Origin of the sequence: Streptomyces sp. FIT100 (genome assembly GCF_024584805.1) — a bacterium.
Lineage (GTDB): Bacteria > Actinomycetota > Actinomycetes > Streptomycetales > Streptomycetaceae > Streptomyces.
On the sequence record NZ_CP075715.1, the window covers coordinates 7,677,697 to 7,703,883 of the forward strand.

The following is a 26,187-nucleotide window of genomic DNA, read 5'->3' on the forward strand; positions in this document are numbered from 1 at the left end:
GTCCTCAGCACAGCCGGGGCAGTTCGGCGCCGAGCAGCTCCTCGAGCTGCGTCTCGCGGCCGTCCGCGTCCCGCAGCAGCACCAGGCCCTCGGGGTCCTCGGAGATCTCGCCGATGGTCACGGCGTGCTCGCCGTACCTGAGCGCCCGCAGCGCCTCCAGCACGTCGGCCTCGGCGGCCGGGTCGACGAAGATCGCCAGGCAGCCCTCGTTGGCGCAGTGCAGCGGGTTGATGCCCAGCATGTCGGCGGCCATCGCGGTCTCGTGCTGGATCGGCAGGCTCGTCTCGTCCACCCGCACGGTGCGGCCGAGCTTGCCCGCGTACTCGTGCAGGACGGCGGAGAGTCCGCCGCGGGTGACGTCGCGCATCGAACGGACCGCACCCGCAGGCGCCTTCGCGAGGACGCCCTCGATGAGGTTGTTCAGCGGGGCGCAGTCGCTGCCGACGCGCTGCTCGAAGCCGAGCCCCTCGCGGATCGACAGGAGATGCACCGTGTGGTTGCCGATGGGGCCGCTCAGGATGACCTTGTCGCCGCTGTGCACATCGGCCATGGAGAGCGGTTCGCGCTCGAAGACGCCGACCCCCGCGGTGTTGAGGTAGAGCTGGTCGGCCTCGCCCTTGCGGACGACCTTGGTGTCGCCACCGACGATCTGCACGCCGGCCTCGCGGGCCGTCTCGCGGATCGACACGAGCACCTGGACGAGGCGCTCCATCGGCAGGCCCGTCTCCAGGATCATGCCGAGGGTCAGGTACTTGGGCCGGGCGCCCGCCACCGCCAGGTCGTTGACCGTGCCGCAGACGGCGATCTTGCCGATGTCGCCGTTGCCGAAGAACGGCGGGTCGACGACGAAGGAGTCGGTGGTCATGGCGATGCGGTCGGAGCCGATCGGGAGGATCGCACTGTCCTCCATGATGCCCACGTAGACGTCGCCGAGGGTCTCGGCGATCAGCTGGACCAGTTCCTGGCTCAGCTTCGCCCCGGTGCCGTGGTCAAGGACGATCTCTTCGGTGCTGGTGGCCGTGCTCGCAGACATGGCTGTTCCTTCCGCCGGGAGGACCGCGGTCACGGGGTCTTGATGTTCTTGCGGGGCAGGCCGCCCTCGGCGTCGAGGACGCTGAGCACCTCGGCGGAGTCGGAGACGGTGGCGCAGTAGCCGGCGAGCCACTCCAGGGCGCGGTCCTTGTCGTCCGTGCGGGCGGAGACGACGCAGTCGGCGGGGACCCAGATGTTGTAGCCGCGGAAGAAGGCGTCGGCGGCGGTGGTCTGGACGCAGATCTGCGTCTGCATGCCGGTCACGAGGACGGTGTCGACGCCGAGGGCCTGGAGGCGCTCGTGCAGGTCGGTCTCGTAGAAGCCCGAGTCCTTGCTCTTCTCCATGACGACGTCCTCGGGCGCGAGGAACTCCTCCAGGATCTCGGCCCCGCGGGTGCCGCGCTGGACGGGCAGGTGGCCGTCGTAGCGCTCGGCGTTCGGGTCGTCCGGGTCGTTGACGAGCTGGAGGTGGAAGATGTGGTGGCCTCGGCGGCGCATCTCGGCGAGGAAACCGGTGAAGTGCGGGGTGGCGGCGGCGACGGCCGCGACGCGCTCGGGGTTCTTCTCGACGAGCTCGTACTGGAGGTCGTTGGTGAGGACGGCGATTTTGGACATGGGTGTGCCCTTCGGTGAGGCCGTGAGTGTGTGGGTGCCCCCGGGCGCACGCGGGCACCGCCGCCGCGGCACGGCGGCCGGGGCGGAGGGGTGCGTACCGGATGTGCGTTCTCGCGGGAACGGGGGCGCGGCGGGTGCCCGCCGCACCGGATGGGGAAAAGACGGAGCGTCAGCTCGCGGCGACCGCGCGGGCGTCGTCCTGCTGCGGCTCGTGCAGCCAGCTGCCGGTGGTCTCGAAGTGGGCCAGGATGTCGGCGATGCGCGCGTGCAGGTAGAAGCCCGTGACGGCGCGGCCGTCGGCGCGGGCGTAGTCCGGCAGCCGCCCGTACTCGCGAAAGCCCAGGCGCTCCCACAGCCCGACGGGGCCGTCGTCGCGGACTTCGAGGGTGATGACCTCGCAGCCGATCTCCTTCGCCTTGTGCAGCGCCTCGGCCCAGCCCTCCAGCAGGAACTGGCCGCGGCGGTCGGGGGCGATGACACAGCGGCGCATGTCGACGATGTGCCGCCGGGCCGGCAGCGGGGCCCGGGCGAGGGTCACCATGCCGACGATCCTGCCGTCGTCATCGTCGCGGACGGCCAGCACATGCAGCGCGCCCTTGCGCAGGTCGGCGTCGAAGGCCCGCATCAGCGGAAGGCCCTTCTCCAGACCGACGGGCTCGTAGAAGCCGAGGGTCTGCTCCTTGACCGCGACGGCGTCCATCAGTTCGATCATTTCGCGCATGTCCTGCTCGGACAGTTCACGCGGCCATTCGTATCGCATGCGTCTTCCCGTGGTGTGCCGGACGGTGGGCAGCCCGCAGGGGCACCGGACACCGCTGCGCGCGGATGAGCGCCGCGCGGGCGCGCGCCGAAGGCGCGGGTACGCGGTGTCCGGTGCCACCAGGGGCATGGAGGTGATGACGGTCCCCGGGGCTCACCGGGGACGTCGGTACGTCCCGGGACCTCAGACGGCGGCGGTCGCGCGCGACTGCAGGTTGGTCTGCACCGCGGCGGCCGGGGCGGCCTGGGTCAGCGCGGACATGTCGCCGCCGGCGCCCAGCACCGTCGAGGCGTACACCTCGACGAAGTACGAGACGAAGAGGGAGTTGATCTTTGTGAGGTGCTCGACGAAGCGCTCCTCGTCGGCCTCGTCCTTGATCACGCGCATGATCATGTTCCAGACCATGTCGACGTGGTCGTCGTCCTCGTCGAGGGCGAGGTGCGCGCGGGCGCCCTTGGTGTTGTTCGCGCCGACGTGCTGCTCCATGATGTCGAGCCAGTCCGGCTGGGTCTTGCCCGCGATGTACTCGAGGTAGAAGCCGCTGATCATCGACGCGAGCGGGCCCTCGGTGGCGAGCGTGTAGTAGAAGTAGCCGTTGAGCAGCTCGGTCGCGAAGGTCGGACGGATCGCGTACATCTCCTCGTCCGTCATGCCGACCTTGTGCAGGTCGCCCGCGAACATGCGGTCGTGGCGCCCCTCTTCGGCGCCGTACAGGCCCCACTCCTTGCACAGCTGCGGGTCGCGGGTGGCCCAGTAGTTCGCGACCAGCGGGTCGACGGCGCGCTTGAGGCCGATGCGGATCATGGTCTCGACGTTGTGCCGCTTGTAGAGATCCAGGTCGAACTTGGCCGCGTCGAGCATGCCCTCGGCGCCCTTGCTCTTCTCGTAGAAGTCGCGCTCGAACTTCAGGAGGAGCTCGTCGACGCGCTTCCGGAATTCAGGGCGCTGAAGGTTGGAGTACGTGTTGTACGACTTGCTACGAGGCATTCTCATCCCCACCCGAGGTCATTGGTCGTGGCAACCGGAACGGTGCCGGCGGCGGCCGCGTGGCCCGTCGGAACGCTTGTGCCCTGTACGAGAATGAAGGACAGTGCTGCGGAACCCACGATGGCGAGAATTGATCTCGCTGTACGTGCCATGGATAACCCCCACCTTTGAGAGAGCGTTGAGGTTGTCAGCGCCGTTCCACATCCTGTGTGCAACCGGACTTCCAAGGCCAGTCTCCTCTGGGATCATGTTGCCCCTGGCGGAAACATGACAGAGGGAAAAAGTGGACAGAATCGGGAAAGATCGTGATTTTACCCCGCCGCAACTCAACGGCCCGGCAGATCGCCTTTACCGTTTCATTGCTGAATCGCCTGGATCGACCGTCGAAAGGGCCGTCGAGACGCTCGGCATGAGCGCCTCGGAAGTCGAAGACGCCATCCGGGACTTGCGCGATCTCGGGCTCCTGAGCACCGCCACGACAGGAACGGGATCTCTGGTTCCGTATCCCGTCGAGTTCGCCCGTATCAAGGTTCTCAATCCTTTGCAACAGGACCTCAATCGAATCCAGTCACTCGTCGACCAGCTCCGCGGAGACCTCGACGAGCTCGACCTGCACACTCCGCACCCGCAGCACGACTACTGCTCGCTGGAGATCGTCCCCGAACTGGCCGATGTGCGCCGGCTCATCACCGGCTTCGCCGGCGAGTGCCGCGAGGAGGCGCTGACCTCGCAGCCGGGCGGCGCACGCATGGAAGAAGTGCTGGCAGAAGGCATGGACCGGACCACCAAGCTGCTCGGCCGTGGGGTGCGGATGCGGACGCTCTACCAGCACACCGCGCGTTTCAGCCCGGCCACCGTGTCCTACGTCAGCCAGGTGGCCCCGCTCGGGGCGCAGGTCCGCACGCTCGCGGGCGGCTTCCCCCGCTGCATCGTGTTCGACCGCGAAATAGCGATCCTGCCGCTGCTGGACGGATCGACGGGCGCCGCGATCGTCCGCGACCCGTACGTCGTCTCCTTTATGGGGGAGGCATTCGACCGCGCCTGGAACACCGCTTCCGAATTCTCGCCCGAGGACGACAGGGCCGACCGCGTCGCGGCCACCTCCGAGATCCAGAGGACGATCATTTCCCTGCTGATCCAGGGCGAGTCGGACAAGCGCATCGCGCAGGTCGTCGGAATCTCCCTGCGGAACTGTCAGCGGCATATATCGAACATCATGAAGAGTATTGGCGCTCGCAACCGGTTGCACGCCGGATATCTGCTCAGCAAGGAGCCCTTCAGCGGTCACTGATCCCGCCCTGCGCGCCCCCGCCGGTGTGCCCGCCGGGCGGTGTCCGCTCCGGCGTCCCGATGACGCACGAGTGAGCTCGGCGGCGTCGGAGTTCGGCGGGCATTCGCAGGCGTAACACAAGCGTGATGGGCGCGCCGGGCGAAGATTTATTGAACTTGTCACGAGGAGAGGTCGAGCCCCCGTCGTTGTCCCGGAATTCTCCTCGCCGACGGGTACGGCTTCGACGGCAGCGGGCGGCCGACCGGCGGGACTCCGGCAGAAAAGAAGGCACCGGCTCCCCTCGGGGCGCCGGTGCCGGTGATTCTCGTCCACGGGATCGTCCGCGGGATCACGAGCCCGTGAGCCGCGGGCCCCGGCCCGTCATCAGTGACCTGTGGCCCAGGGGCGTGGCGTATGGCTCCAGAACCCCGGCTCGGGAGCCACCGGGCCAGGGGACGTGTGCCTCCGGGCCCGTGGCCCGGGGACCGTACGCCGCGGGTGCTCGGGCCAGGCCCTGTCGTTCGGATCTTGCCGGGCTCGCGTGCCCTGGCACGCACATCTGCCGCGTTGTCGTCGGTCGCCGACTGTGGGAGATGCCCCCACCGCGTCGACTTCCTCCTCCGCCTTGCGGTGCACGCACCGCTGTGACATCAGCTGCTCCCCGGCGGGCAGCTCCCTGATCCGGCCTGATCCGAAGAACGACAGGGCCTAGGGGGTGTCCGGTGGATCGGGCTGGGCTCGCGACGCCCTGCGGCTCCGTCTCCCGCGTTGTCGTCGGTCGCCGACTCCCCCGTAGCCCTCCGGGCACGGGAGGGGCCCCCACCGCGTTGTCTGCCTCCTCCGCCTTGGATCCGAAGCCGCTGGACGCCGCTCGCTGATCCAGCCTGATCCACCGGCCCCCTAGTCGGCCTGCCCCGCCTGCTTCTCCTTGATCCGCGCGGACTCCTTGCGGACCTCGGCCTGAATGGCCTGTTCTTTTCGCAGCCACTCGGGCGACTCGCTCTTCAGCGCCTCGATCTGCTCCGTGGTGAGCGGCTCGGTGACCCCGCCGCGGGCGAGGCCCGAGATGGAGACGCCCAGCCTGGCTGCGACCACCGGCCGCGGGTGCGGACCGCTGCGCCGCAGCTCGCGCAGCCACTCGGGCGGATCGGCCTGCAGCGCGTTCAGCTCGTCGCGCGAGACGACGCCCTCCTGGAACTCCTTGGGGGTGGCTTCGAGGTATACGCCCAGCTTCTTCGCCGCGGTCGCGGGCTTCATCGTCTGGGTGGTGCGGTGCGACGTCATGAGGTCAAGGATATCGAGGGTGTGTGCCTGCTCCGACCACGCCCGGTAATCTGGCCAGGTGACAGGCGCAGAAGCAACCCCCTCGTTCAGGCTCGCCTACGTCCCGGGCGTCATGCCCGCGAAGTGGGTGCGGATCTGGCAGGAGCGGCTGCCGGACGTTCCCCTGGACCTGCTCACGGTGTCCGCCGCGGACGCCCCGGACCTCCTGCGCCGCGGTGACGCGGACGCCGGACTGCTCCGCCTGCCGATCGACCGTACGGACCTCAGCGTCATCCCGCTCTACACCGAGACGACCGTGGTCGTGGTCCCGAAGGACCACGTCATCACCGCGGCCGACGAGGTCCGCGCCGAGGACCTGGCCGACGAGGTCGTGTTCCACCCCCTCGACGACACCCTGGACTGGGAGCGGCTCCCCGGTCGGCCCGCGATCGAGCGCCCCGCCACGACGGCGGACGCCATCGAGCTGGTGGCCGCGGGCGTGGGCGTGCTGGTCGTGCCGCAGTCGCTGGCCCGTCTGCACCACCGCAGGGATCTGACCTACCGGCCGCTCACCGACGTCGTGCAGTCCCGGGTGGGACTGTCGTGGCCCGAGGACCGGACCACGGATCTGGTCGAGGACTTCATCGGCATCGTCCGCGGCCGCACGGTCAACAGCACACGCGGACGCAGCCCCTCGTCGCCGGAGAAGCCGGCACAGGACCAGCAGAAGGGCCGGCGCTCCGGCGGCACCACGGCACAACGGCGGACGGCGGACGGCAAGTCGACGGGCAGGTCGACGGGCAGGTCGACGGGCAGGTCGGCGGGTAAGTCGACGGGTAAGTCGACGGGCGGCAGCTCCCGGAAGGGGGCGTCCGGCGGCGCCCAGGGCGGACGGCGCGCCAAGCCGCGCCGCCGTTCCTGACCGCGGTTCCCGACCGCAGTCCCGACCACGCCTGCGTCTCACCCCCGTTGGGACGCGCACAGCTGCGTCGGCCATACTGCCCCCGTGGATCAGCACATAGGTTCAAAGACCCCGCCAGTGCCCGCCGCCGGTCTCGACCCGGCGTACATTCCCGGCCTTGTGCCCCCGCGCACCGAGTCGGCGCCCGAGTCGTCCACCGACACGGACGACGTGGCCACGGAACAGGCCGACGGCACCGCGCCCGTGGACGCCGCCGCGGCCGAGGAGCCCGCCGACGCGACGCCGCAGCCGGATTCCGCCGACGACGAGGACGCCCCCGCCAGGGACGACCGGGACGACAGGGACGACGAGGGCGCCGAGGACGACGACGGGCCGGTCTTCGAGGTGTCCGACCGGCGTGGCGCCATCGTCGCCGACCGCACCGGCGTCACCTTCCGACTGGACGAGGAGGTGGCCGAGTTCGGCTGGGACGAGATCGGCGCGGTGGAGATCGACACCCCCCGGTTCGGGCGCCGCTTCGGCGTCACGGTCTACATCTCCGACCGGCGCTGGTTCCGGACCGACGTCGAGGCACCGTCGCGGGCGGTGCTGCAGGAGTGGGCGGCGGAACTCGACGCGGTTCTGGACGCCCGGTTCGAGGAAGCCGACGCGTAAGTCAGGCCGGGCGAAAGGCGCCTGACGGGCAGAAGCCCCGTCAGGCGCTTCGGCATGGCCGATTCCCGTCCACGGGTGATCGCTCTCCGTCGTAGGTTGACTACCGTGTGCTGCCGCACCGATCGTCCCCGTCGAAGGAGTCCCGAGTGGAGCGCAGCCGTACCGACCTGAGGATCCGCGCCGTCCTCGCCGCCATGGGGCTCACGGCCGCCCTCGCGGCCGCCCCCACCGCCCAGGCGGCCCCGGCGGAGCCCGTAGGCGCTGCCGCCGCGCCCGCCGACTGCACCGGGGCGTTCGAGGGCGACAAGCGGCTCGGCCCGGAGCATCTGCCCGGGAAGCGGCAGCGGCCCGTCGGCCCCCTGCTCGACGGCTACGACCGCACCGGCAAGCTCTCCCCGGCCGCGTTCCTCAAGGAGTACTGGGAGGGCCCGGCCGGCGCCGGCCGCTGGAAGTACCCGCCGAACGACGGCTTCGCGGAGGTCAACGGCGTTGTCGACAAGGCCCCAGAGCTGCTGGCGGAGGGCGAGCGTCTGGACAGGTTCGGCTCGGAGTCCGGCTCGTACCTCGCCCCGGCCGGCGACCCGTACGCCGAGCGTGCGCTGCCCCCGCAGAACCTCAACACCCGGGACGCGGCCTTCCCTTGCGACTACCACATGTACGAGGTGATCCGGCCGTTCGTCGCCTGGCAGGGCTCCATCGCCCCCTGGTTCGAGCAGCCGGGCGGCGGACACCAGATCATGCTGGACCCGGCCTTCCTCGACCCGGGCGAGGGCCGGCGCCTGAACGTCATGTGGCTGCTCGACCACGGCTATCTGGTGCGCCTCCCCGCGTGAGCGACCGGCAGTCACTCGCACGGGAGCTCCGGGAGGCGGGAGTGCCCGCAGGGCACTACTGGATCGAGGGCGTCCACGAACCGGCCCCCACCCCGCCCGACTTCGTCTACCTGCGCGCGCGGCCGGGCGGCGACGGCTGGGAGACGGGGGTGTACGAACGGGGCGCGTACGAACCGGTCGCCGAGCACTCGACCGAGGCCGGGGCCTGCGCCCACCTCCGCACCCTGCTCGGCGTCTGACCGACGGCTACCGGGGCCCCGCCGCAGGGGGCTGCGGGGACCCGGCGTTGGGATACCGGACGGCGAGCGCCGCGATGTCGTCGCCGAGCCGGCCGCCGCTGTAGCGGAGCAGCTCCCGGTGGAGCCGGTCCAGCAGCTCGCGGGGCGGCGCCGGACCCTGCCGCCGCGCCCAGTCCGGCAGCGGGAAGAACGAGCCGTTGGAGTCCCGGGTCTCCGTGACGCCGTCGGTGTAGAGCAGCAGCTGGTCACCTGGCGCGAGGGCGACCGTGTCGACCCAGTAGTGGTCCCCGATGAGCGCCGCGAGATTGAGCGGCGGCGACGCGGTGGTGGGCTCCAGGACGCGGATGTCCCCCCTCCGCACGAGCAGCGGCGGTGGATGTCCGCAGTTGAGGAGTTTCACGGAGCCCCCGCCGTGCGGGATCTCGGCGATCAGTGCGGTCGCGAAGCGCTCCGGCAGGTCCTGGGCGGGGAACGCGGCGCTGTGGCGGGTCATGCTGGTGTCCAGGCGGTGGATGATGCCCCGCAGGTCGGGCTCGTCGTACGCGGCCTCCCTGAAGCAGCTGATCACCGCCGCGGCCGCGCCCACCGCGGACAGGCCCTTGCCGCGCACGTCACCGATGAGCAGCCGGACCCCGTACGGCGTGGCGGCCGCCTCGTAGAAGTCACCGCCGATGCGTGCCTGCTCCTGGGCGGCCACGTACAGCGACTCGACCTCGACGCCCTCGATGCGGCGCGGCAGCGGGCGCAGCAGCACCTTCTGGGCCGTGTCGGCGACGAGCCGGATGTGGAAGAGGGCCTCCTCCCGCTGGAGCCGGACACGGCTCGCGTAGGCGGCGGCCAGGGTGACCGCGACGATCGCGGCGGCCGTGTACGGCGTCCCCAGGTCGGTGTAGACGAAGCTGAGGCCGATCATGACCATCAGGCAGAAGATGCCCAGCAGGACCGTGGGGAGCACCGGCCACATCGCCGCCGCGAGGGCGGGGGCGGCGGGCAGCAGACGGCTGAAGGCGATCTCCCTCGGTGTGGAGAACGCCAGGGCGGTGATGAGCAGGGTCAGGATCACCGGTGACAGCAGGGCAGCTTTCCACTGGCCGCCGTAGGGCGGAGGACGGCGCCGCAGCCGCACGGGCGTGATCACAAAATGCATCATATATGGCAGAACCGGCATCCAGCCTGAACCGATCACGTCCGGTCACGCGTGGTGACCATCCGCTCGAATCGCGGCAGGCGCGGGGGCCGTCGGCAGGGAAGCGGGCTCGGCCGTTCAGCCCCTGACGACTGCGGTGGCGTGCTCCCGGAGCCGGTCCGCCGACCGCGCGTCGAGCGTGTGGGCCGTGACGCCTCCGGGCTGCGCGCAGCGGCTCGCACGGATCCTGCCGGCCGACCGGCTACCAGCCCGCGCCGCGGAATGCGGCGCCGCCGGCGGCACCGAGGCGGAGCCCGCGACGGCGGCGGGATCAGCGTACGAGGTAGAGGGTGAGGGCTCCGCCCGACTGGGAGATGGCCTCGACGTGACCGTAGCCGCGGGCGGTGGCGTACGCGCCGGTGCCGCCGGTGACAGCGAGGTCGAAGTCGCTGGGCGGGGTGCCGATCGGGGTGGTCTGGAGGTGCTGCCACGTCACCTGCCCGCGGCGAAGGCTGAAGGTGCCGGTGCAGTGGGTGGTGTCCGCCGACACCCGGGTGCACACCGCGCCCTCGGTGCCGTAGCCGATGCCTCTGCGGAAGAGGTCCGCGGTGATGATGATCTGATCGCCGATCCCGCGCCCCGGTGCCCCGTTGTCGACCATCGTCGTTCCCGTGCCCGTCGACGTGAGCCGGATGACCTCCGTGCGCTTCACGTACCCGTGCCGGTCCGGGGCGTGCGCTTCGCTGGACGCGGAGGCGGAACCCGCGAGAGTCGCGAGCGACAATGCCGTCGCCGCCGCCATCGCCCACTTCGAATGGGAAACCATGATGCCTCGCCTCATGAACGCGGTTTCTTCGGTGCGCCTCAGATTTCGCATGGTGCGATGTGATGTCAATGATCGAACTCGTCGTGGACGTCTGATTCACCCTTAAGGGCGCCGAGCCGCCGCCCCGGACCTCCACATCGCCGAGCCCTTCGGATCCCGCGCTTGTCGCCCAGGTGGCTCAGGAGTGTGTCTCCCATCAGGTGACACGAGCGTGTGGGGAATGCCGCGACAGGTCCTGGTGGGGGAGAAAGGCATCGCAAGTGTGTGCTGACCCGGTCGGACCAGTGCCGGGTCGGCATGGAGGTCGAGAATCACCAGGAGCCCGCGTGGCCATGCATTCGGAGTCCCCGTCCAGCACCTTGGCCGACGACTCGTACGAGAACGAGGTCCCGGCCCGCCGCAGGCGGCCCGGCAGTGTGGTGGTGAAGTGGCTGACCACCACCGACCACAAGACCATCGGTACGCTCTACCTGGTCACGTCCTTCGCCTTCTTCTGCTTCGGCGGTCTGCTGGCGATGTTCATGCGCGCCGAACTGGCGCGTCCCGGCATGCAGATCATGTCGAACGAGCAGTTCAACCAGGCGTTCACGATGCATGGCCTGATCATGCTGCTGATGTTCGCGACGCCGCTGTTCGCCGGATTCGCGAACTGGATCATGCCGCTGCAGATCGGCGCGCCCGACGTGGCGTTCCCGCGGCTGAACATGTTCGCGTACTGGCTGTACCTCTTCGGCTCACTGATCGCGGCCGCCTCGTTCCTGACCCCGAACGGCGCCCCGGATTTCGGCTGGTTCATGTACCCGCCGCTCTCGGACGCGGTGCACACGCCCAATCCCGGCGCGGACATGGCCATCATGGGCCTCGCGCTCTCCGGCTTCGGCACGATCCTCGGTTCGGTCAACTTCATCACCACGATCATCTGCATGCGGGCGCCCGGCATGACGATGTTCCGGATGCCGATCTTCACCTGGACCGTGCTGCTGACCGGTGTGCTGGTCCTGCTCGCCTTCCCGGTGCTGGCCGCGGCCCTGCTGGCCCTGGAGGCGGACCGCAAGTTCGGCGCCCACATCTTCGACGCCGCCAACGGCGGCGCGTTGCTGTGGCAACACCTCTTCTGGTTCTTCGGCCATCCCGAGGTGTACATCATCGCCCTGCCGTTCTTCGGTATCATCTCCGAGGTCGTTCCGGTCTTCAGCCGCAAGCCGATCTTCGGCTATATCGGCCTGGTGGCGGCGACCATCGCGATCGCCGGTCTGTCCCTGACGGTGTGGGCCCACCATATGTACGTCACCGGTGCTGTGCTGTTGCCCTTCTTCTCCTTCATGACCTTCCTGATCGCGGTACCGACCGGTGTGAAGATCTTCAACTGGGTCGGCACGATGTGGAAGGGCTCGTTGTCCTTCGAGACCCCGCTGCTCTGGGCGGTCGGCTTTCTGGTCACTTTCACCTTCGGCGGTCTGACCGGCGTCATCCTGGCCTCGCCTCCCATGGATTTCCACGTCTCCGACTCGTACTTCGTCGTCGCCCATTTCCACTACGTCGTCTTCGGTACCGTGGTCTTCGCGATGTTCGCCGGATTCCACTTCTGGTGGCCGAAGTTCACCGGCAAGATGCTGGACGAGCGGCTCGGCAAGATCACCTTCTGGACGCTGTTCATCGGATTCCAGGGCACCTTCCTGGTCCAGCACTGGCTGGGGGCCGAGGGCATGCCGCGGCGGTACGCGGACTATCTCGCGGCCGACGGCTTCACGGCCCTGAACACCATCTCCACGATCAGTGCGTTCCTGCTGGGCATGTCGATCCTGCCGTTCCTCTACAACGTCTGGAAGACGGAGAAGTACGGAAAGAAGATCGAGGTCGACGATCCGTGGGGCTTCGGCCGCTCGCTTGAATGGGCCACTTCCTGCCCGCCGCCGCGCCACAACTTCCACACCCTGCCGAGGATCCGCTCCGAATCCCCGGCGTTCGATCTGCACCACCCCGAAATCGCCGAGACCGAGCACGGCGCAGCCCAGCTGCCGAGTGCGAGCGGCCCGGGGAAGGAACTGCGGTGAGCCGTCGCTCCCCTGACGACCGGATCCAGGGCGGGCTGAACCAGCTCGACGGCTACCTCTACTGGCAGGCCGAACTGGCCGAAGCGCGCAGGGAAGCCACGGCCTTCTGCGACAGGCTGTCCTGGCTCACCACCGGCGAGCGCCGCGACCTGGAGGAGGAGTACGCCCGCGCCCGCGTGGACATGGCCAAGGCGGCGACCCGCCGCATCGCCGGCCGGTGCATCGAACTGCGTGCCGAATACGAGGCCCGTTACCAGCGTCTGCGCCGGCGGACGCTCGCACTCACGCTCGGCACGGTGTCCTGTCTCCTGGTGGTGTGGGAACTGCTGCGCACGTGAGTCGTGCGTCGTGAGTCCGGATGAGTGAGCCCACATCTGGTCGCGGTCGTGGGCCGTCGTCATGCCGAAAGGTATGCAACTCGCACAGTTTCGCTCAGGTTCACTCATCGTACGATCGATGCTTCAACACTTCGTCCCAGGCCGGGCCACATTGTGCTCGGGTAATGGACGTTTAGTGCTCAGCGGAGGTCATGGATGGTCAGGCGTCGTGAATTGCTCGGAATGGTCGGCGCGACCGTCGGGGCGGGCGTGTTGGGGGCGGGTATGGCCGAGGCCGCGCCCCGGAGCGCGGAGAGCCGACACCGGCCCTCCTGCCGAACCCTCAAGGTGCTGCAGTTCAACATCTGGCTCGGTGGCAGCCAGGTTGCGGGTGGCCGGGCCGGCATCGCGGACACCATCGCCGCGGTCAAGCCGGACGTGGTGATGCTCAGCGAGTCGACTCCGGAGCGTGTCGCCAACATGCTGGCCGACCTCGCCGACCGCGGCCTCACCTACTTCGACAACGCGAACCCGACCGACCCGGCGGTGATATCGCGCTACCCGATCATCGAGCACAAGTCCTTCCCGTACTGGTCGAAGGCGGTCATCTCGGTCGACGGCACCGAGGTCGCGGCCTACTCCGGGCACCTGGAGTACCGCTACTACGCCAACTACCTGCCGCGCGGCTACGGCGGCGGCACGCCGGCACCCCTGGAGACGTCGGAGTACGGCTGGGACGAGATCCCGACCGGTCCCATCACCGACGTCGACCTGATCATGCGGCTCAACGAGGCGTCCGGGCGCACCGAGGTGACGAAGACGGTTCTGGCGGATGCCGCGGAGGAGCGCCGCCGCGGCCGGCTCACCGTGCTGGCCGGGGACTTCAACGAGCCGTCGCACCGGGACTGGACCCGCCGGACGCGCAACCTGTTCGACCACAACGGCACCGTCGTCGAGTGGACGACGACCAAGGCGATCGAGGACGCCGGATTCCGCGACAGCTACCGCGAGGTCTACCCCGACCCCGTTCGTACGCCGGGCTTCACGTGGCCGAGCGACAACCCGGGTGCCGAGCCCGGCCAGCTCACCTGGGCGCCGAAGGCCGACGAGCGGGACCGGATCGACTTCATCTTCTACCACCCGGACCGTCGGATCCGCCTTCTCGACAGCGTCGTCGTCGGCCCGTCCACCACGATCGTGCGCAACGAGCGGGTGGAGGAGTCCGGGCGGGAGAAGTTCCTGGAGCCGAGCTGGACCTGGCCGACCGACCACAAGGCCGTGCTCAGCACCTTCCGGGTGTCCACGCCCGACCGTCACCACCACTGATCAGCTTTCCCGGCTGCCGGCCGGCACGCGTCCGCGTGCCGGCCGGCAGCCCTGTTCGGTGGCGGTGACCAGGGCCGGGTCACTCCGGCCGGGGCCGGGTCAGTCGACGTCGGCGAGCGTGGTCCCCATCTTGGGGTCGTCGACCCAGCTCTGTGAGCCGACGCTCGCGATGGTCGAGCCGTAGGTGCCCCAGCGGGGCTTGTTGCCGAGGTCGTCCCAGGTGCGGACGTTCGAGCGGGAGGCGAGCAGCGAGCCGTCCAGGTAGATCTCGATCGAACCACCGGTGCCCGAACTGGTGGTGATCTTCATCTGGATGGCATGCCAGGAGCCCTCCTCCCAGTCGCGGCTGCCGATCGCGTTCCATGTTTCGCCCGGCGAGACGTACCAGGCTTTGAGCTGGTTGTCCTCGACCTTCATGATCACCGGGTAGTTCTGCTGGTTCTGGTCGTTGGTGCCGTTGGACTTCCACTGGAAGACCGTCTGGGCGTTGCCCGTCTTCGTCGCGAGCGACCAGCCGAACCACAGAGTCCGGTTGTTCTGCAGCTGCCCTTCGGCGCCGGCCAGACTGTGGCCCTCGCAGCGGTCGACGCCGGGCACCTTGTTGAACTCGAAGAAATTGCCGTGGCTGTCGCCCCAGGTGTGCACGCGGGAGACGCCGCCGTCGCAGAGGATCGCGGCGAAGACGCCGAGCCCCTTGTCCGCGTTGCCGTCCCACAGGACGGAGGCGCTCGCCGGGCTCGCGGTGACGAGGGTCAGGGCGGCGGCGACGGCGGCCGGGGGGAGCAGGTACCTGGCGCGGAGACCGCGTCGTTGCATTGTCTTCTCCTTGTGTGGGGGGAGGGATGGGGTGGCCGGTCGGGCGGAACCCCGTGGCCGGGGTCAGGCGAGGACGGCACGGCGACCTGAGGCAGGAGCCATGGGGGGGGGGAGCCGACCTTTCCTGTGCACGGCGGGGCTGCCGACCCAGCGCAGCCTGGGCGTCCGTATTCGGCACCGTCAAGACTCCATCCCGAAACGGTCAGTTATCGGTCGCACGGTGGCTGCGAGGAGGGTGTTGGGCGTCAGGTGGCTGTCGGGGAGGCGCCGCACGACTGCCGGATCACGAGCTTGGGGAGCCACTCGATGGTGGAGCGCTGGACCTCGGGGTCTTCGAGGCGGCGCAGCAGGAGTTTCACCGCGGTCTCGCCGACCGCGTGGTTGGCGGGGGAGACCGCGGTGAGGGGTGTGTCGGTCAGCCCGGCGAGCTCGTCGTTGTAGCAGACGAGCGCGAAGTCCCGGGGAATGTGGATCGCTTGGGCCAGCAGCCGCTGGAGCAGGTTCGTCGCGTCGATGTCGGTGTGCACGATCGCGGCCCGCACGCCTTCGGACCAGAGGAGCTCCAGCAGGAGGTCGGCGAGGCGCTCGAACGCGTCGAAGTACCCGATGTGGGGCTCGGTCAGGGTGATGTCGTCGTCGGAGAGGCCGAGCGCGTCCACCGCGGCGTGGTAACCGCGGCGGATATGGGGCCAGGTGTGCGTGCTCCGGGACAGCAGCGCGATCCGCTGGTGGCCGAGACCGGCCAGGTGGTGCACCGCGAGTGCGGCGCCCCCGGCGTGGTCCGACGCCACCCGGTCGAGGTCCGCCCCCGGCAGGCCCAGCGGTATCTGACGCTCCACCAGGACGGTGGGGACCCTCCCTTCCGCGAGCTGCGCGGCGTCCCTCTCGGTGGGACCGTCGATGGCCCAGCAGGGAGTCAGCAGTAGGCCGTCGGCACCGGCTGCGACCATGCTCCTGATCCGCGTCGCGTACTGGTCGGGGTGGTAGTCGGTGGTGCCGACCAGCAGGCGTGCGCCCGCCGCGGTGGCAGCCTCCCGGGCGCCGCGGATGACCGATCGGTAGAAGTAGTTGGCCGTCGGCACCACCATCCCGAGCACCGGGCCGCTGGGGGACGGGGTCGGCGCCTGGCGGGCGAGGCGAGCGTCGCGTGCGTTGAGCGGGGCGGTCGGCCAGGCCACCGAGCCGTGGAGCCTGCGGACGCGGCCCACGTCGGCGAGCGCGGTCACGTCACGGCGCGCGGTCTCCACCGAGATGCCGAGTGCGGCGGCGAGCTCGGTCACCCGCACGCTCTCCCGCTCCCGCACCAGCCGCAGGATCCGCGTGTGCCGATCCTCCACGCTCTCGCGCATGTCCGCCCTCTCGCCAGCGACCCACGGCCGGAGACCGGCGGATACCGGTCGAAGGGAGCGTAGCTCGAAGGCGGACCGTCCGACCGGCCGATGACCGAATGTTCGAACGGCATGGTCCGCGGGCGAGCCACCGCGAGCGGGTGCGGGCGGATCCTGTCGCCCTCTTGCCCTGTGGTCCAGACCACCGGAATACTCCTGCCCGCTTGACAGGAACACGTTCAAATAAAGGTCAACTCCCCCCACCAAGAGGAGACTTGAGTGAACAGCTCCATAGGCGGGCGCGCCGGTCTGGTCGCGGCGGCGGCCGGGCTCTCGGCCGTCACGGGCCTCGCCGCCCCGACCGCGAACGCAGCGGGCCCCACACCGCTGATGGCCTCGTTCCGGTCCGTGGACACGCTGCGAGCCCTTGAGGCGAGGCTCGGTGCCGACGACACGGCGGGCTACTACCGCGACGTGGCGACGAACCGGATGGTCGTCACCGTCACCGACGAGGCCGCAGCCGAGGAGGTGCGTGCAACCGCCGCCGTGGCCAGACTCGTCGAACGCAGTGGCGCCGAACTCGACGCGGCCAAGACCACCCTGGACAGGACCGTGCACATCGCCGGCACCACGTGGGGCATCGACCCCGTCACCAACCAGGTCCTCATCACTGCCGACAGCACCGTCAGAGGTGCCGGACTCGACGCGCTGAAGGCTGCCGCGGCCAAGATCGGCGACGCCGCGCGCATCGAGTACGAGAGCGGCGTGCTGAGCACCGACCAGTCCGGCGGCGAGTACATGGACAACGACGCCTCGGCCTGCTCCACCGGATTCAACGTCTCGGGCGGCGGCCACACCTACATCATCACCGCCGGACACTGCACCGACGGCGGCGGCATCTGGGAGACGTACTCCGGCTCACGGATCGGGCCCACCTCCCGCTCGGACTTCCCGACGAACGACTTCGGCGCCATCCAGTACGACAGCACGGTCACGCACCCCGGCGACGTCAACCTCTCCGGCACACACCGTGACATCACCTCCGCCGGAGACTCGTACGTCGGCCAGGCCATCGAGCGCAGCGGCTTCAAGACCGGCCGGCGCAGCGGCACGGTCACCGCGGTCAACGTCACGGTCAACTACTCCGCGGGGCCGGTCTACGGGATGGTCGCCAACAACTCATGCGCCGACCCGGGCGACAGCGGCGGCCCCTATCTGGCCGGAACCGTCGCGCTCGGCATCCACTCGGGCGGCAGCGGCACCTGCGCCAGCCCGGGCACCGAGTACTACCAGCCGGTGAAGGAAGCGCTGAGCGCGTACGGGCTCAGCGTGTACTGAGGCAGGCGGGTAGGCGGTAGGCGGTAGGCGGGCAGGCAGGCGGAGCCGGGGGCCGGCGGCCGGAGCGCTTCCGGCCGCCGACTTCCCCAGCGGCCTGGTCGCGGGGGCGACGGGGCCGCTGGGGGAAGGGCCGGCGAGGGGCCCTTCAGGCACCGCCGAAGGTCAGGCCGGTTCCCGTGAGATCGGCGCGGATCCCCTCGCTCTTCACGACGATGTCCCGCAGGCGTATGTCCCCGGGCATGCTCTTGGGCAGTTCGAACGAGAGCGACAGCCGGTCGGAGAGCTCCGGCGGCCTCATCTCCAGCAGGGCGCCGATGAGACGGGGGTCGATCCCCGCCCTCTCCAGCAGCCAGGGGTGATCGGCGACCAGGTCGACCAGGTTGACCCCGGTCAGCTGGTGGAGGAAGCGCGGTGAGCCCGTGAGCCGGCTCAGCTCCTTCTCGTCGCGCAGCGCCTGGTCGATCCGGGACCGGGGCATGCCCAGCTGCTCCACCACGGCGGGCAGGGCCAGCAACTCCTTGGCCCGCGCGGCTTCGTGGCTGATACGCGCGGCCGCTTCCGGATGCAGGTACAGCCCCGAACGGGCGGGATCCTTGCCGGGCCGGTAGGTGAACAGGCCGGGGACGTCGAGGCGTATGTCCTCCACCGTGGTGGAGACGGCGCGGTCGCTTCGCCGTTCGACGCGTGCCTCCGCCCGGACGCTCACGGTGCGGTCGGCCACGGGGAGCGATCCGGAGATGCGCACATCACCGGGTCCCGCGTTGGTGAACCTGATCTGGGAGGCGCCCAGTTCGCGGTTGAGGTCGTCGAACGAGAGCAGTACGTCACCGTCCATCCGCTCGACCACGGCGCCCTGGACGGCGGTCGGCAGATCGCCGACGATGCGGATGTCCTCGGCCCTCGCGTGCACTTCGGCCAGGGAGACCTTGTCGGCGGCCACGTCCGGCATGGTGAGATCGACCTGGTCGATGTTCTGCCCGACGACCTGGGTGACGAAGGGGAAGCCCGCGATGTCGACGTCCGGGCGGGCCCCGAGCCCGAGCGATTCCTGGATCTTGTCCTCGGCCTGCTCCTCCGCGTACATCACGGCCAGGCGGTCGCAGACGACGAGGAGAGTGGCCAGTAGCGCTGTGTGCACGGCGAGTCTCAGCACGCCGTGAAAGGAGACGAGGCGGCTGCCGCCCCGGCGGTCGGGCGGCGTCGGGGCCTCCGCCTCGTCCTCCCAGGGGAGATCGAGACCGGCAGGCCCCTCGCCCGCGCGACGGCCCGAAGGATCGTCGAAATCCTCTTCGGGGTCGGCCGGTTGTGCGAGCTCTGCGTACGGATCGTGTGGATGCGTTGTCACATGTGTGGCGGGTCGCATCGCCTCATCCCATCACGATCACCACCCTCGAACGCAAGTCCGGAGGTCGAGCGCGTCTCCCGGAGCCCTTCAGTTGTTGTGCCGGCACGCCATCGACGAACGGGGGACGCCGCCTCCGCCCCGGTGAGGCTCTGCCTGCTCGCCCTGGAGCGCACGGCCGACGGCTCGCGCGCGGGTTCGCGGGTTCGCGGTTCGTGGTTTCGCGGGGGAGCGGGGGAGGGGCCTCGCGGAGGCTGCGGCCGCGGTGCGGATGGTGAGCGAGTTTCCCCATGTCCTCTCGCTGGTAAGCGATTTCTGCGGCGGCTACGGTTGCGCGGCTTCGGTCGCTGCTCCTCCTCACGAGAGGTTCACCGCCATGACACACCGGCTCTCCCGTGCCCTGCGAAGACTCGCTTCCGGACTGGGGGCGCTCGTACTCGCCGGGGCCGCCACGGTGGCGCTGGCCTCGCCCGCGTCCGCCGCGGGCGACGCCCCGGGTTCGTACACGCACTACAGCTGGAGCGGGGTGAGCGGGCTCTCCGACGTCACCTTCCGTACCACCGTCGACCAGGACCCGGGGTACACCGCCAATATCTTCTGGAGCCATCAGTTCGGATTCACCCAGGGCAACGGCGCGTACACCGGCATGCAGTCCAACGGTGGCCAGCAGCGGACGTTCCTGTTCTCGCTCTGGGACGCCACGGAGGCCAAGCTCGGCTCCGCCGGAAGCTACTGCCTCGACTTCGGCGGCGAGGGTGTCGGCAAGAGCTGTCGGATGCGGCACGACTGGGCGCAGGGGCACACGTACGCGTTCCGCGTGGCACACGAGGGCGACCGGTGGTTCGGTGTGACCGTGACCGACGAGACCACCGGCGCCTCCTTGAAGCTCGGGTCCATCAGGGCGGGTTCGACGCAGATCGCGACGGGCGGCATGGTGGACTGGACCGAGTACTTCGAGTTCGGCGACCCCCAGTTGACGTGTTACGACCAGCCATACTCGCGGGCCACGTTCGGGCTGCCGAAGGGCAACGGCGGCGCGGTGACGGCCGCGGTCTCCTCGACGAGCCCGAGCAGTTCGTGCCAGAGCATGACCCGTATCGACGTCACGAGCGGCGGGAGCGTCCAGACGAACGGGATCGGGCAGTCCGTGCGTGGGTCGATCAAGGGCGTGGGCGGCAAGTGCGCGGACGCGGAGGGCGGCAACACCAGTGGTGCGGCCGTGATCCTCTACACCTGCTCGCCGGGCCTCGCCCAGCGGAACCAGGCGTGGGTGCTGGGGGGCGACGGAGCCGTGCACATGATCAGCGGGCTCTGCCTGGACATCGAGGGCGGCGGCACGGCCGCGGGCACGCCCGTGGAGGTCTACGACTGCCACGGCGGCGCCAACCAGCAGTGGCGCCACCAGGGCGGGACGCTGCGGAACCCGGCGTCGGGGCGGTGCCTTGAGCCCGTCGGCGGCGCGTCGGCCAACGGGACGCGGCTGCAGATCGCCGACTGCACGGGCGCGGCCGCTCAGCAGTGGCAGGTGCCGGTCACTCCGGCGTAGCTCCTCATCGCCGGGGGTGCGGTCGGCCAGGACCGCACCCCCGGCACAACCGCATCCGCGACCCGCGACTCGCGACCCGCGCCCCGTGACCCGCGACCCGCGACCCGCGGCCGCGCCGACCCCGCGGCCGGACCCCTGCCCCTGGGCTCGCCGAGCGATCGAAACGATCAATTGTGCCAAGGAACTTGACCCTCCGTCACCCCCGTCCGTAACTTCCCTCTGCCCCTCTCCTGGCACGCGTCGACTTCACCCCGAGGAGCCCGCACGTGAGACGGCTGGTGTACGTGATCGTCATGCTCCTGACCGCCTCCGCCCTCGCGCTCGCCACCCCGGCAGCCGCCACCCCGGCAGCCGCCGCCCCCGCGGCCGGCGCGTACTACGTGGACTGCTCGGCGGCGGCCGACGGCACGGGCAGCAGCGCCTCGCCCTGGAACAGCCTCGGCTCCGTCAACGCCCACACCTTCGCCCCCGGTGACCAGCTCCTCTTCAGGCGCGGCGCCACCTGCACCGGGCAGTTGAAGCCGACGGGTTCCGGCAGCGCGGGAGCCCCGGTCACGGTCGGGGCGTACGGCAGCGGCGGCGCGAGGCCGGTGATCGCCGGGCTGGGGCAGGTCTACGCGGCGGTGCACCTGTACAACGTGGAGCACTGGGAGGTCCGCGACCTGGAGGTCACCAACACCAGTGCCACCAAGGCCGAGCGCAACGGTGTCCTCGTCGAGCTGGAGGACTTCGGTACCGGCCACCACTATGTGCTCTCAGGCCTCTACGTGCACGACGTCTCCGGTGACGACTCCAAGCGCTCCAACGGCATCCAGATACGGGTCTCCGGCACCGCGGTGCCCACCCGGTTCGACGACGTGCTCGTCGAGAACAACGAGATCCACCGGGTCGACCGCGAGGGCCTGACCACGGCCTCCAGCCAGATGTGCCGCGCCGTCTACGGCACCGGCGACGGCTGCGGCTCCACCCGCAACTGGCTCGCCTCCACCAACGTCGTCTTCCGCGGCAACCTCGTCCACGACATCGGCGGCGACGGCATCGTGCTGCGCGTCACCCACCGCGGCCTGGTCGAGCGCAACACCGCGTACGACATCTGGATGCGCTCGGCGGGCAACAACGCGGGCATCTGGACGATCAACAGCGACTACCCCGTCATCCAGTACAACGAGGTCTCCAGGGTCCGCCGCCCCGGCGGCAACGACGGGATGGCCTTCGACGCCGACTTCGGCGTGCAGAACGCGCTCTTCCAGTACAACTACAGCCATGACAACGAGGGCGGCTTCATGCTGCTCTGCGGGAAGTGCGGGGCGGGCTCCAAGTCCACCGGAACCGTCGTGCGCTACAACGTGAGCGTCAACGACCGCTCCCGCGTGCTGCTCGCGGCGGGCGAGGACGGGGCCCACTTCCACAACAACACCTTCTTCCTCCCCTCCGGCTCGACATCGAAGATCATCGAGCAGACCATCGCCGGGACGAAGGTGGCCTGGTCCAACAACATCTTCGCCAACTACGGCACCGGCGGCTTCGGTTACACCGCGGCCGACCACAGCTGGCAGCACAACGTCTTCCACGGCCACCACGCGTCCAACGAGCCCGCAGACCCCGGAAAGATCACCGCCGATCCGCTGCTGGCCGCCCCCGCCACCGGCGACGTCCACCTCGCCGCAGGCTCCCCGGCCCGCAAGTCGGGCGTGCGTGTCGCGGGCAACGGCGGCAAGGACTACTACGGCGGCGGCCTCCCGCAGCAGTGCCGCCCGGACGTCGGCGCCCACCAGGCCGAGGTCTTCCACGACGGCAGCTGCGCCCACCCGAACCTGCTCGCCAACCCCGGCTTCGAGACCGCCGCGCTCACCCCCTGGACCGCCTACAACTCGGCCTCGGCCGCCACCGGCAGCGCACGCAGCGGCGGCTACTCCGCCCGCGTCGGGCCGGCGCCCGCCTCCGTGGAGCAGGTCGTCGCCGTCCAGCCGAACACCACGTACGTGCTGGCCGGCTGGACCAAGGTGTCCGGCGCGGGCAACGAGGTGGCGCTCGGCGTCAAGAACCACGGCAACCCGGAACAGCGCGCCCCCTCCACCACCGACACCGCCTACCAGCCCAGCAGCGTCACCTTCACCACGGGCCCGACGGCGACGACCGCGACGGTCTACTGCTACCTCCGCGAGGGCATCGGCGCGGCCCACTGCGACGACCTCCACCTGGGTACGGACTGACGACCGCATCTCGACGACCCGCCCGGCCGGGCGACCCCGACCGGCCGACCCCGACCGGGCGGGCCGGTGAGCGTCCCGCCACGCAGCGGCCGGTCGGCTCGCCCACCATGCGGTGAAATGCTCTGGTTATGGCGGAATCAGCGCCTATATGTAATCGGGTACCCATCCCGGGGCGGGGCGGGCGGTCCGCCGCGTAGGGCTCGTGTTCGGCGCGGCCTTGTATGGGGTTGGCAGAGCATGGAAGAAAGCGCGCGGCGCGGCGTTGCGCCGTGGCCGGAGCTGGTGGCCTGGCTCACCGGGCGGACCACGGGCGCCGAAGCGGCGGACGGATGCCCCTCGGTGCTCCCCTCGGTGCTCCCCGCGGTGAAGGAGGTGCCTGCCGGCGGGAGCGGCAGAGCCGCGGCGGTGCCACACGCGGCGGAAGCGGCGTCCCGGTGCGGTGCGCCGGCTGCGCCCCGGCGGCCCAGTTGAGGAGGTCAGCCATGCCGGACCGGGACACGGGCAGTCGGCAGATGATGCGTGCGCTGCTGCTGGCCGGCCATCTGATGCCGGACGAGAACCTGACGTCCCTCGTCGCCGGGCATGCCGCCGTGGCGGGACTGCACGACGTGGCGATCTGGCTCTGCGATGTCCAGCAGAGTGTCCTGCGCCGGCTTCCCGGTCCGGACCCCGGTCCGGATCCCGCTCCGGGCGGCTCCGGTACGGAGCTGCCCGTGGACGGCACCCTGGCGGGCCGGGCCTTCCAGTACGGTCGGATCCTGTCCGCTCCCGGATCGGACGGCAAGGGTTTCCGCTGGTGGGTGCCGCTGCTGGACGGCAGCGAGCGGCTGGGCGTGCTCGCCGTCAGGACCGAGGCGGACGACGCCCACACCGTGGAGGACATGGAGTGCCTGGCGGCCCTGGTGGCCGTGGTCCTCGTGAGCAGGGGGGACCACAGCGACTTCCTCGCCCGGCTCGTGCGCACCCGGCGGATGACCGCGGCGGCCGAGATGCAGTGGCAGCTGATGCCACCGCGCGCGTACGCCGACGACCACGTGGTGATCGGGGCCGTGATGGAACCGGCCTACGAAGTCGCCGGGGACGCGTACGACTACGCGACCGACCGGGGAAAGGTGCGCCTGGCGATCTTCGACGCGATGGGCCACGACACCGCGGCGGGCCTGACGGCCAACCTGGCGGTGGCGTCCTGCCGCAACCAGCGCCGCCAAGGCGTGGGGTTGCCGGACATCGGACCGGGCATCGAGCGTGTGCTGCTGGAGCAGTTCCACCGGGATGCCTACGTCACCGCCGTCCTGGCCGATCTCGACGCCCGCACCGGGATGCTGCGGTGGATCAGCCACGGCCACCACCCGCCCGTCGTCATCCGCGGCGGCCGCTGGATCACTTACCTCCACTGCTCTCCGGGCCACCCGCTCGGCACGGACCTGGGCCTGAGCGCAGCCGTGTGCCACGAGCAGCTCGAACCCGGCGACCGGGTCGTGCTCTACACCGACGGCATCACCGAAGCCCGCAACCCCGGTGGACAGGAGTTCGGCCTCCATGGCTTCCTCGACTTCCTGATGCGGCACCACGCCGACGCCCTGCCCGTCCCGGAGACGATGCGCCGGCTGATCCGCAGCATCCTCGGCCACCACCACGGCACCCTCCGCGACGACGCCACCGTCCTGCTCCTGGAATGGCACGGCCCCACTCCCTATCCCCCCGGACAGGCCGCAGCCCTGCTCGGCATCCCGAAGGAGACCCGGCCGCCGCGCCTTGCGGCTGGTGGCCCGGGGCGCGCCGGGCAGCGCGCCTGACGACCACCCGTCGCGTGAGTGCGGCCGGGCCGTGACGGACCGAGGGGGCCGCTGCCCGTCTCAGTGCACCTTGGCAAGATCCTCGGCGATGGTGCGAAGCAGGGTCTCGCCGCAGTCGGCGGAGGTGTCCGCAGCCCAGCGGATGTAGCCGTCGGGGCGGACGAGCAGGGCAGCGGCCCCCAGATCGTCGGCGCACGTGGCGCGGACGAGGTCGACCCGCGGGGGGAGCCGGAGGCCGGCGGGGACGACACCGGCCAGATCGAGCAGGACGGCGTGCCCGGCGCGGAACAGCCTCGACAGCCGGGTGGGGCCTCCATCGGTGACCAGGTCGGCGTCCGGCATGCGCTGCCCGGTGAGCGGATGACCGCCGGACGGGGGGTGGCGCAGGGAGAGGCCGGAGATGAGTCCCGCGATGTGGCGGTTGGCGTCGGGCAGTCGCAGCAGGTCGATGAAGATGTCGCGCAGGGCGGCCACGTCCTTGCTCGGGTGCGGGTCTGCAAGGACCCGCTGCGCGGAGGTGTGGTGCAGGACCTGGGCTGCGACCGGATGGCGTTCGGCGTGGTAGCTGTCCAGGAGGCCGCTCGGCGCCCGGCCCTGGACGGCCGCGGCCAGTTTCCAGCCGAGGTTGAACGCGTCCTGGATGCCGAGGTTGAGACCCTGGCCGCCCAGCGGCGGGTGGATGTGCGCGGCGTCGCCCGCGAACAGGACCCGGCCCGTGCGGTAGCGCTCCAGTTGGCGGGTGGCGTCGGTGAACCGCGAGGAGTTGTCCACGGCGGCGAGGGTGGTCTCATGGCCGTACACGGCCTGGAGCGCGGTGGTGATCTCTTCGTCGCCGATCGGGCTGTCCCCGGTGGCGTCCGCCTGGTCCGTCCCGTGCGCCGTGCGTCCGAAGGTGAACCGGTACCGGTCGCCGCCGAGAGGGGCCAGCACGGCCCAGTAGCCGCCTGCTTGACGGGTCAGGGCGCTCATGTGCCCCATCTGGTGCGGCACCAGCGACGACACGGCGGACAGGCGGATGTCCGCCAGCACCGCCCGATGGGTCCCGGGCCTGCCGGGAAACGGCAGTCCGAGCAGTTTGCGCACCGTGCTGTGGCCGCCGTCGCAGGCCGCCAGGTAGCGTGCCCGCGCCCGCAGCCCGTCGGCGGTCACGACCACACCGTCGTCGTCGGACCCGACGCCTGAGACGGCCGTTCCGTGCAGAACCCGCGCGCCGGGCGGCGACCGCCCGCTCTTCGAGCACTTCCTCGATCTCCCATTGAGGGATCGCGATCGGGAAAGGGTGCCTGGTCCGCCAGGGTGTGCAGTCCAAGGGCACGGGCAGCGCCGCGAAGTGCCCGCCGACCGGATCACGCGACGCGGCCCGGTGCAGCAGCGGATCCAGCAGTCCGCGCGATTCCAGCAGCTCGGCGGTACGGGGCTGGATCGCGCCGCCCTTCGCCTGCTCGATGCGCCGCGGCAGCTTCTCCAGTACGAGCGTCTCGACCCCGGCCAGAGCCAGTTCGTACGCCAGCATCAGTCCGGTCGGGCCGGCGCCCGCGATGACGACCTCGGTCGTGGTCTCCGTCAACACCTTCACTCCGTCTC

At 70.3% G+C, this 26,187-nt stretch carries 22 protein-coding genes and 1 pseudogene; 12 read left to right on the forward strand and 11 right to left on the reverse strand.

Features of this window, described 5'->3' with window-relative positions; all coding sequences use genetic code 11:
* Positions 1–4: 4 nt before the first annotated feature.
* The 4 genes from hypE to KK483_RS34105 all read right to left on the reverse strand — a co-directional run bounded on the left by hypE (position 5) and on the right by KK483_RS34105 (position 3,394).
* Positions 5–1,033, reverse strand: coding sequence for a hydrogenase expression/formation protein HypE (gene hypE, locus KK483_RS34090; RefSeq protein ID WP_262009077.1), 1,029 nt, complete (start codon positions 1,031–1,033; stop codon positions 5–7).
* Positions 1,034–1,062: 29 nt separating this feature from the next.
* On the reverse strand, positions 1,063–1,647 hold the full coding sequence (locus KK483_RS34095) for a cysteine hydrolase family protein (RefSeq protein WP_262009078.1): 585 nt from the start codon (positions 1,645–1,647) through the stop codon (positions 1,063–1,065).
* Between the two features lie 169 nt (positions 1,648–1,816).
* A complete protein-coding gene (locus KK483_RS34100) occupies positions 1,817–2,407 on the reverse strand; it encodes a GNAT family N-acetyltransferase (RefSeq protein WP_262009079.1) in 591 nt (196 codons plus the stop codon).
* 183 nt (positions 2,408–2,590) lie between these two features.
* A complete protein-coding gene (locus KK483_RS34105; protein ID WP_262009080.1) occupies positions 2,591–3,394 on the reverse strand; it encodes a hypothetical protein in 804 nt (267 codons plus the stop codon).
* 283 nt (positions 3,395–3,677) lie between these two features.
* On the opposite strand from KK483_RS34105, the gene KK483_RS34110 reads away from it, so the two are divergent.
* A complete protein-coding gene (locus KK483_RS34110) occupies positions 3,678–4,685 on the forward strand; it encodes a helix-turn-helix transcriptional regulator (RefSeq protein WP_262009081.1) in 1,008 nt (335 codons plus the stop codon).
* 879 nt (positions 4,686–5,564) lie between these two features.
* On the opposite strand, the gene KK483_RS34115 is transcribed toward KK483_RS34110, so the two are convergent.
* Positions 5,565–5,948, reverse strand: a complete 384-nt coding sequence (locus tag KK483_RS34115) for a DUF5997 family protein (protein WP_262009083.1) — start codon at positions 5,946–5,948, stop codon at positions 5,565–5,567.
* A 58-nt stretch (positions 5,949–6,006) separates the two neighbouring features.
* On the opposite strand from KK483_RS34115, the gene KK483_RS34120 reads away from it, so the two are divergent.
* From KK483_RS34120 to KK483_RS34135, 4 genes are all read left to right on the forward strand, one after another.
* Positions 6,007–6,849 (forward strand): LysR substrate-binding domain-containing protein, encoded by an 843-nt coding sequence (locus tag KK483_RS34120; protein WP_262009084.1) that lies wholly within the window; start codon positions 6,007–6,009, stop codon positions 6,847–6,849.
* Between the two features lie 84 nt (positions 6,850–6,933).
* Positions 6,934–7,503 (forward strand): hypothetical protein, encoded by a 570-nt coding sequence (locus KK483_RS34125; RefSeq protein ID WP_262009085.1) that lies wholly within the window; start codon positions 6,934–6,936, stop codon positions 7,501–7,503.
* A 194-nt stretch (positions 7,504–7,697) separates the two neighbouring features.
* Complete coding sequence (locus tag KK483_RS34130; protein WP_262009810.1) at positions 7,698–8,336, forward strand: TNT domain-containing protein; 639 nt, start codon at positions 7,698–7,700, stop codon at positions 8,334–8,336.
* Complete coding sequence (locus KK483_RS34135) at positions 8,333–8,575, forward strand: hypothetical protein (RefSeq protein WP_262009086.1); 243 nt, start codon at positions 8,333–8,335, stop codon at positions 8,573–8,575. Before KK483_RS34130 ends, KK483_RS34135 begins: the two co-directional genes overlap by 4 nt.
* Before the next feature lie 7 nt (positions 8,576–8,582).
* Here the strand turns inward: KK483_RS34135 and KK483_RS34140 are convergent, their stop codons facing one another.
* Positions 8,583–9,722: a PP2C family protein-serine/threonine phosphatase gene (locus tag KK483_RS34140; RefSeq protein ID WP_262009811.1), complete on the reverse strand. Its 1,140-nt coding sequence runs from the start codon at positions 9,720–9,722 to the stop codon at positions 8,583–8,585.
* A gap of 310 nt (positions 9,723–10,032) precedes the next feature.
* Positions 10,033–10,527, reverse strand: a complete 495-nt coding sequence (locus KK483_RS34145; RefSeq protein WP_262009087.1) for a hypothetical protein — start codon at positions 10,525–10,527, stop codon at positions 10,033–10,035.
* A gap of 332 nt (positions 10,528–10,859) precedes the next feature.
* On the opposite strand from KK483_RS34145, the gene ctaD reads away from it, so the two are divergent.
* The 3 genes from ctaD (at position 10,860) to KK483_RS34160 (ending at position 14,224) form a co-directional block, all read left to right on the forward strand.
* Entirely contained in the window at positions 10,860–12,581 is a 1,722-nt protein-coding gene (gene ctaD / locus KK483_RS34150) for a cytochrome c oxidase subunit I (RefSeq protein ID WP_399016280.1), read from the forward strand.
* Positions 12,578–12,919 (forward strand): hypothetical protein, encoded by a 342-nt coding sequence (locus KK483_RS34155; protein WP_262009089.1) that lies wholly within the window; start codon positions 12,578–12,580, stop codon positions 12,917–12,919. Before ctaD ends, KK483_RS34155 begins: the two co-directional genes overlap by 4 nt.
* 327 nt (positions 12,920–13,246) lie before the next feature.
* Positions 13,247–14,224 (forward strand): endonuclease/exonuclease/phosphatase family protein, encoded by a 978-nt coding sequence (locus KK483_RS34160; RefSeq protein ID WP_262009090.1) that lies wholly within the window; start codon positions 13,247–13,249, stop codon positions 14,222–14,224.
* A gap of 99 nt (positions 14,225–14,323) precedes the next feature.
* Here the strand turns inward: KK483_RS34160 and KK483_RS34165 are convergent, their stop codons facing one another.
* Both KK483_RS34165 and KK483_RS34170 read right to left on the reverse strand, forming a co-directional pair.
* The gene (locus KK483_RS34165) at positions 14,324–15,040 is read right to left on the reverse strand and encodes a polysaccharide lyase (RefSeq protein WP_262009091.1); all 717 of its coding nucleotides are present in this window, start codon (positions 15,038–15,040) and stop codon (positions 14,324–14,326) included.
* Between the two features lie 245 nt (positions 15,041–15,285).
* On the reverse strand, positions 15,286–16,389 hold the full coding sequence (locus KK483_RS34170) for a substrate-binding domain-containing protein (RefSeq protein WP_262009092.1): 1,104 nt from the start codon (positions 16,387–16,389) through the stop codon (positions 15,286–15,288).
* A 258-nt stretch (positions 16,390–16,647) separates the two neighbouring features.
* Here KK483_RS34170 and KK483_RS34175 point away from each other — a divergent pair, with 258 nt between their 5' ends.
* Positions 16,648–17,706, forward strand: a complete 1,059-nt coding sequence (locus KK483_RS34175; RefSeq protein ID WP_262009093.1) for a S1 family peptidase — start codon at positions 16,648–16,650, stop codon at positions 17,704–17,706.
* Positions 17,707–17,851: 145 nt separating this feature from the next.
* On the opposite strand, the gene KK483_RS34180 is transcribed toward KK483_RS34175, so the two are convergent.
* A complete protein-coding gene (locus tag KK483_RS34180) occupies positions 17,852–19,051 on the reverse strand; it encodes a DUF2993 domain-containing protein (RefSeq protein WP_262009094.1) in 1,200 nt (399 codons plus the stop codon).
* A gap of 373 nt (positions 19,052–19,424) precedes the next feature.
* On the opposite strand from KK483_RS34180, the gene KK483_RS34185 reads away from it, so the two are divergent.
* From KK483_RS34185 to KK483_RS34195, 3 genes are all read left to right on the forward strand, one after another.
* Entirely contained in the window at positions 19,425–20,594 is a 1,170-nt protein-coding gene (locus KK483_RS34185) for a ricin-type beta-trefoil lectin domain protein (protein ID WP_262009095.1), read from the forward strand.
* 266 nt (positions 20,595–20,860) lie between these two features.
* Entirely contained in the window at positions 20,861–22,807 is a 1,947-nt protein-coding gene (locus KK483_RS34190; protein WP_262009096.1) for a right-handed parallel beta-helix repeat-containing protein, read from the forward strand.
* Between the two features lie 482 nt (positions 22,808–23,289).
* Positions 23,290–24,603 (forward strand): PP2C family protein-serine/threonine phosphatase, encoded by a 1,314-nt coding sequence (locus KK483_RS34195; protein ID WP_262009097.1) that lies wholly within the window; start codon positions 23,290–23,292, stop codon positions 24,601–24,603.
* Positions 24,604–24,663: 60 nt separating this feature from the next.
* Here KK483_RS34195 and KK483_RS34200 read toward each other — a convergent pair.
* Positions 24,664–26,116, reverse strand: a pseudogene (locus tag KK483_RS34200) (FAD-dependent monooxygenase).
* Between the last annotated feature and the right edge of the window lie 71 nt (positions 26,117–26,187).